Here is a 7,032-nt window from a genome sequence, read left to right as displayed (position 1 = left end):
CATGTAAAAGAAAAACCAAATGATGAATATTTAAATGCAGTGAAACTATCTGACGTTTTAGGTAAAAATACAGGTGACGAAAATGAAATTAACTTTAGTAAACTATCATTAGGATTAAACGAAAATTATTAATTTAATTTTTATATTTGGAAGTTTCTAACTTAAATCTAATATCATTTTAAATTCTTTATTCTTTTTAATAACATATTAGATAAAATTCTTTTATATACCAAGAAAAATAAAATTATGAAAAAATTTTTTATAATTACATTAATGACAGGTACTTTAAAATTATTTTGTCAATCATCAAGTCATGGAATTGCATTAAATGTAGGTGATACCTATATCAATACTAATGCAGGATACGCAGGCATTGAATACGCTTATCGCATTAATCCTCATCGAGGGTGTGGATTAGATCTTGGAGTTGGAACTTATTATGGAAGTTTTAATAATAATTTTAAATTTATACCGGAATCCCATCTTACTCTTTCATATGGAATTTTTCTTGGTGAATATTCAATGACTCCACATAATATTAATCCCAGCTTAGGAATACATTTTCTAAATGTAGTTAGACTAAAAGTAGGTTACAGTTGGGAAAAAGGAAATGAAAATCGAGGAATGAAAGGTATAACATTCGGAATTAATTGTTTATTCGGCTCTTCAGGATTTTACGATATTTTGAAATAAAATATTAATTTTTCCTATTAAATAAAAGAAAAACTTATATCATACTTTAAAATTTATTATCCGTTAATATTCCTAAAAATCATTATTTATTTAGGATCTATCATAAATTCCTGATAAATAAATGAAAAACAAACCTAAAACTATAATTGACATCCCAATTATAGATGATATCCATTCTTTTTTAGTTTTCTTTTCATGATTAATATATACCCCAGCTATGATAGCAACAATTATCGATGCTTGCCCCACCGGATAAGCCACTGATAAACCCAATTTAACTTGTGAAACTAATATAGCTATATTACCTATCGCCCATAATATTCCGACTATGCTATTCTTGAATGAAATTTTAGTATAAGGATTGTTTTTAAAAAATAAAAAGGCTAAAACATTAATTCCGAATATTTGCCCTATGGATTGAGGTAAAAGACTTGACCATCCATCTATTTTAAAATATTTTAAAATTCCTACATAGAGAGTAAAACCTAAAGAAGAAAGTAAATTAACCATTATCCCCTTCCCCCAATTTGACTTTTCATTTTTTTTATCTTTAGATGATTCTTTATAAGATGTAAAAACAATACCGATTATTATTAATGCTAAAGCTGTAAAACCAAATATTTTAGAATCAACTGAGCTCCAATCTCCTAACATCACTCCTAGTAAAGAAGTTCCAATAATTTGTGTACCATTTGAAATAGGCATGGATTTCGACACTCCTAAATATTTTAATCCCATTAATTGCCCTACGGATCCTATAGCCCAAAAAATACCAGATGCTAAACTAATTCCAATAATATGAGGACTAATTGCCGGATGTTTTATTGCATAGACTAAACACGCAAATATAAAACTCCCTATTGCAATTCCAAATGACTGCTCAATGGCTTTTCCTCCTATAAGAGTAGCAATTACAGGAAGAAAACCCCAAGATAAAATAGGAATACAAGCTACTAAAAAGTCTACTATACTCATATTTAAAAAATACCGTAAAGAAAATTATTTAAGCGTTTTGTCCAAGTATAGATAGAGCACCATCTACAGTATAGGTAGCTCCCGTAACATATGAACTTGCTTGCGAAGCCAAAAATAATGCTACATTCGCAACTTCTTCAGGGGTACCTCCTCTTTTCATAGGAATAATATCTTCTTTTTCTTTTAATAATTTAGCTTCATCAGTAAATTGCTTATTAATAGGTGTAAGGATCATTCCAGGTGCAATATTGTTAACTGTTAATTCCTTAGGTGCTAATTCTATAGCGAGTGTTCTTGTCAAATTTCTCATACCCGCTTTAGCTGTATTATAATCAGCATCCCCTGGACGACATACAAATTCATGTATTGAAGTAACATTTATAATTCGGGATCCTTTATAAGAATTATTTTTTTTCTTAAGATTTAAAAATTCTTTAATGCAATAAAAAGGACCATATAAATTAGTTTTTATAGTTCTATCCCAATCTTCAAGATTCATATCTTCAACGTACGTATTTTTCCCATTAATACCTGCATTATTTACTAAAATATCAATATCCTCAAAATCCTTATTTATAAGATTGAAAAAATTTTGAGTTTCATTATAATTTGAAATATTTACCTGATATGCTTTGGCCTTAATATTCAATCCGGATAAATCGTTTACCAAATTTTCAGCCCTATCTTTTCCGGAATGGTAAGTAATAATAACATTTGCTCCTTCACGCGCAAATAGCGCTGCTATTGACTTTCCAATACCTGAACTAGACCCAGTAACTAACGCAGTTTTATTTTGTAAAATTCCCATGTTTATAAATATTTAAATTATTTTATTATTATCTTTTGATTATTAAATTTCATTTAATTTTAAAGTAAAAACTTGATTATTCACTCTATCTATCATTAGACAGTAAATAGTTTAATTTAAATAGTAATTATGGGTTGATAAATGTTTATTAAAATAAAAAAGAAATAACCTATTTTACAATTAATGTGCTTTTAATTATAATAGATTCGAATTCTTAATTATTAATAATAAGTGAAAGAATAGCTAAGTAGTTATTTGCATAAAATCACAAGTCATCTAATAAGATAAGTCACTTGCTTTTATAAAGTTTAAATATTATTATAGTCAATATACTCTTAGAAGCACACAAATAGTCAATATTACTCTATTATAATTCGTGAATTAAATTCCTATTTAAAACATTTATATAATATTTATATTTCAAAGTTATAAAAATAATTTATAATTTTATATAAATATTTTTCACTAATTTAAATTAATTATTTTAATACCTAAAAAAGAAAATGAAATTCTATTTAGTAATAGGTACTTATACCGAAGGAGAGAGTAACGGCATCTATATTTATGATTTCGATTCTGAAACCGGTAATACCTCTTTTATTGATAGTGTATCTGTAAATAATCCCTCTTATTTGGTAATTAACCATAAAAAAGATCATATATACTCAGTGAGTGAAAATGATGACAAAGAAAGTTCTATAGTTAATTCTTTCTTTTTTAATAAAGCAACAGGAAAAATTTCATTCCAAAATTCTCAATCTGCATTTGGTGCGGCTCCCTGTTATATAACCATTGAACTTCAAGATAAATATATAGTAACAGCAAATTATATAGGGGGAAGTATTTCCGTATTTAAAACAAAATCCGACGGAAGCTTAAATCCTATGATCCAACAAGTTAACTTTTCAGGCAGCAGCATACACGATGTAAGACAGAATCAATCACATCTTCATTGTACCGTTTTTTCACCAGATTATGATTATCTTTTTGCTACAGATTTAGGTAGTGATAGAATTTATAAATTCAAAGTAAATTATTCTGAAGAAAGTAATTTCCTCACATTTTGCACCCCTGCTTATATTAATGTGGCTCCTGGTTCAGGTCCACGTCATCTTGTTTTCCATCAAAACAAAAGATTTGCTTATCTTATAAATGAACTTGGAGGGACTATAGTTGCCTTTAGATATACAAATGGTAATTTAGAAGAGATTCAAACAACAATTTCAGATGAATATAAAGCTGAAGGTAGCGCGGATATCCATATACATCCTAACGGGAAATTTTTATATTCATCTAATCGTTTAAAAAAAGACGGTATTTCAATTTTTAAAATTGATGAAAATACAGGGAAATTAACTCCTATAGATTATGAGAGAACCAATATTAACCCTAGAAATTTTGTAATTTCTCCTAATGGTAAATTTTTAATAGTAGCCAATCAAGATAGTGACACCATTCAAGTATTTTCGATTGATCTAAAATACGGATTATTGCATGATACCAATCAAAACATCAAGTTAGATATGCCTGTATGCTTAAAATTTATTTCACCTTAAAAGCCTAAAGTGTTTTACAATAAAAAAACGATTATTCATATCTCTTATATATTAATAAATGAGTATTTTTGTATAAAATTTTAACAAACAAATTTTATAATATTATGAGTCTAATAGCACAAATTCATGCAAGACAAATCTTGGATTCCAGAGGTAATCCAACAGTAGAAGTTGATGTAATCACTGAGTATGGAACTTTGGGAAGAGCTGCTGTTCCATCTGGAGCATCTACCGGTGAATATGAAGCTGTTGAATTAAGAGACGGAGAAAAAGAATATTTAGGAAAAGGAGTTTTAAAAGCTGTTGAAAATGTAAATGATGTTATTGCACCTGAATTAGTTGGAGTTGATGTCTTTGAACAAGCTTTAATAGATAAAACAATGATTGACCTAGATGGAACTCCTAATAAAGGAAAATTAGGCGCCAATGCTATATTAGGTGTTTCTTTAGCCGTTGCTCAAGCTGCTGCAAAAGAATTAGGTCTACCTTTATATCGTTACGTAGGAGGAGTAAATGGTAAAGTACTTCCTGTTCCAATGATGAATATTATCAATGCTGGTGCTCATTCTGATGCTCCCATAGCATTTCAAGAATTTATGATTATGCCGGTTGCTGCAGATAGTTATACTACTGCTATTCGTATGGGCGCAGAAATATTCCACTCTCTAAAGAAAGTTTTACATGACAGAGGCTTAAGTACTGCTGTTGGCGATGAAGGTGGTTTCGCTCCAAACTTTAAAAATATTGAAGATGCATTAGATACCATTCTAGATGCGACTAAAAAAGCTGGATATACTCCAGGTCAAGACGTTATGTTAGCATTAGATTGTGCATCTTCCGAGTTTTTCAAAGATAATAAATACGATTATTCAATTTTTGAAGGTCAAGGAGGTAAAGTTAGAACAAGTGAAGAACAAGCTTCTTATCTAGCTGAATTAACAGAAAAATATCCAATTATCTCAATTGAAGATGGTATGGATCAAAATGATTGGGCCGGATGGAAAATACTTACTGAAAAAATTGGTAAAAGAGTCCAATTAGTTGGAGATGATTTATTTGTAACCAATGTTAAAAGACTTGAAGACGGTATTAAACAAGGAGTGGGTAACTCAATTTTAATTAAAGTTAACCAAATCGGTACTCTTACAGAAACTATTGACGCTGTACAAATGGCTCAAAATGCTGGATATACTGCAGTAATGTCTCATCGTTCAGGAGAAACAGAAGATAACACAATTGCTGATCTTGCTGTAGCTTTAAACTGCGGTCAAATTAAAACAGGTTCTGCTTCAAGATCTGATCGTATGGCTAAATACAATCAATTATTAAGAATTGAAGAAAGTTTAGGTGAAGTAGCAGTTTACCCTCAATTTAAAGCTTTTAAAGTTAAGAGATAATTTAATTTTAAATTAAACATAAATAAAAAAACGGGAGGGTTTAATAAATCTTTCCGTTTTTTATTATGATAAATTGAAAAATTTAACTTATATCAGAATTAACAATAGTTGAAATTTTTCAATTTTATTAAAATTAAATTTTTTACTTACTGTTAATTAAAAAGAAATTACCTCTTAACAATTGTTTAAAGATTCGTTATTTATGCACGTATTTTTTAATATTTCAACTATAATTTTTTTTTCGAATAATATAATTTCATATATTTCACAAGCATAAAACAACTAATAAAATAAGAAAGAACTTAAATATGTCAGACACAGTAAAATTATCCTATGAAGGCAAAGAATATGAATATCCGATTGTTGAGAGTGTTATAGGGGACAGAGGTATAAATATTTCTAAACTACGAGATGAGACTGGACTTATTACTTTAGATGTTGGCTTCAAGAATACAGGTGCCACAAAGAGTAAAATTACATACCTCGATGGAGATTTAGGTCAATTATATTATCGAGGTTATCCCATTGAACAAATTGCAAAAAAATCAACCTTTACAGAGGTTATGTATTTATTATTAGAAGGCGAGCTTCCAACGTTGAAACAATTAAATCAATTTGAAGCAGATATAAAAAAGAATAGCTTGGTAAGTGAAGAAATGAAACAAATTTTAAAAGCATTTCCTCGCTCTGCGCATCCAATGGGGGTATTATCAACACTTACAAGTGCTTTAACTGCCTTCAATCCTCATGCTGTAAATGTTAAATCAGAAAGAGACTTATATAATGCATATACATTACTTTTAGGTAAATTTCCTGTTTTATGCGCCTGGACTTATCGCCTAAAACTAGGTTTACCTCTAAATTATTCCAATAATAGATTAGATTATCCACATAACTTCTATCAAATGATGTTCAGAATGCCTACTGAAGATTTAGAAATTGATGAAGTTGTGGTAGATGCCATTAATAAGCTGTTAATACTACACGCAGATCATGAGCAAAATTGTTCTGCTTCTACTGTTAGAATGGTAGGATCTGCTCAAACAGGTTTATTTGCTTCTATCTCCGCAGGAGTTTCTGCTCTTTGGGGACCATTACATGGGGGAGCAAATCAAGCGGTAATCGAAATGTTAGAAATGATTAAGAATGATGGCGGAGATCTTCAAAAATGGATTGATAAGGCTAAATCTAAAGATGACAGCTTCCGCTTAATGGGATTTGGACATCGAGTATATAGAAATTTTGATCCTAGAGCTAAAGTAATTAAAAAAGTTGCTGATGACGTATTCAGTAGATTAGGTGTTGAAGATGAAACTCTTGAAATTGCCCAAAAATTAGAAGAAGTAGCTTTAAATGATCCTTATTTCATTGAAAAGAAATTATATCCAAATGTTGATTTTTATTCAGGAATTATTTATAGAGCATTAGGCATTCCTACAGAAATGTTTACCATCATGTTTGCTTTAGGACGATTACCTGGATGGATTGCACAATGGAAAGAAATGAGAATGAATAGTGAGCCGATAAATAGACCAAGACAAATTTATATAGGTAGTCCAAAACGCGATTACGTAGATATTGAAAAAAGATAATAATATTTATT

6 protein-coding genes are annotated in these 7,032 nt (G+C 29.5%); 4 read left to right on the top strand and 2 right to left on the bottom strand.

The window, feature by feature from the left end; all coding sequences use genetic code 11:
• Positions 1 to 246: 246 nt before the first annotated feature.
• Positions 247 to 693, top strand: coding sequence for a hypothetical protein (locus M3Z80_RS03135; RefSeq protein WP_293917492.1), 447 nt, complete (start codon positions 247 to 249; stop codon positions 691 to 693).
• 90 nt (positions 694 to 783) lie between these two features.
• Here the strand turns inward: M3Z80_RS03135 and M3Z80_RS03130 are convergent, their stop codons facing one another.
• On the bottom strand, positions 784 to 1,668 hold the full coding sequence (locus M3Z80_RS03130; protein ID WP_293917491.1) for a GRP family sugar transporter: 885 nt from the start codon (positions 1,666 to 1,668) through the stop codon (positions 784 to 786).
• 28 nt (positions 1,669 to 1,696) lie between these two features.
• A complete protein-coding gene (locus M3Z80_RS03125) occupies positions 1,697 to 2,476 on the bottom strand; it encodes an SDR family NAD(P)-dependent oxidoreductase (protein ID WP_293917490.1) in 780 nt (259 codons plus the stop codon).
• 503 nt (positions 2,477 to 2,979) lie between these two features.
• Between M3Z80_RS03125 and M3Z80_RS03120 the strand changes: the two genes are divergently transcribed.
• The 3 genes from M3Z80_RS03120 (at position 2,980) to M3Z80_RS03110 (ending at position 7,021) form a co-directional block, all read left to right on the top strand.
• Entirely contained in the window at positions 2,980 to 4,032 is a 1,053-nt protein-coding gene (locus M3Z80_RS03120) for a lactonase family protein (RefSeq protein ID WP_293917488.1), read from the top strand.
• A gap of 104 nt (positions 4,033 to 4,136) precedes the next feature.
• The gene (gene eno, locus M3Z80_RS03115) at positions 4,137 to 5,429 is read left to right on the top strand and encodes a phosphopyruvate hydratase (RefSeq protein WP_293917486.1); all 1,293 of its coding nucleotides are present in this window, start codon (positions 4,137 to 4,139) and stop codon (positions 5,427 to 5,429) included.
• Between the two features lie 308 nt (positions 5,430 to 5,737).
• The gene (locus M3Z80_RS03110; protein WP_293917482.1) at positions 5,738 to 7,021 is read left to right on the top strand and encodes a citrate synthase; all 1,284 of its coding nucleotides are present in this window, start codon (positions 5,738 to 5,740) and stop codon (positions 7,019 to 7,021) included.
• The last annotated feature ends 11 nt before the right edge of the window (positions 7,022 to 7,032 follow it).

The sequence above is a fragment of the Apibacter sp. genome (assembly GCF_025291155.1).
Taxonomy (GTDB): Bacteria; Bacteroidota; Bacteroidia; order Flavobacteriales; family Weeksellaceae; genus Apibacter.
Note: the sequence above shows the minus strand (reverse complement) of the source record. Positions and strands in the feature narration are given on the sequence as shown.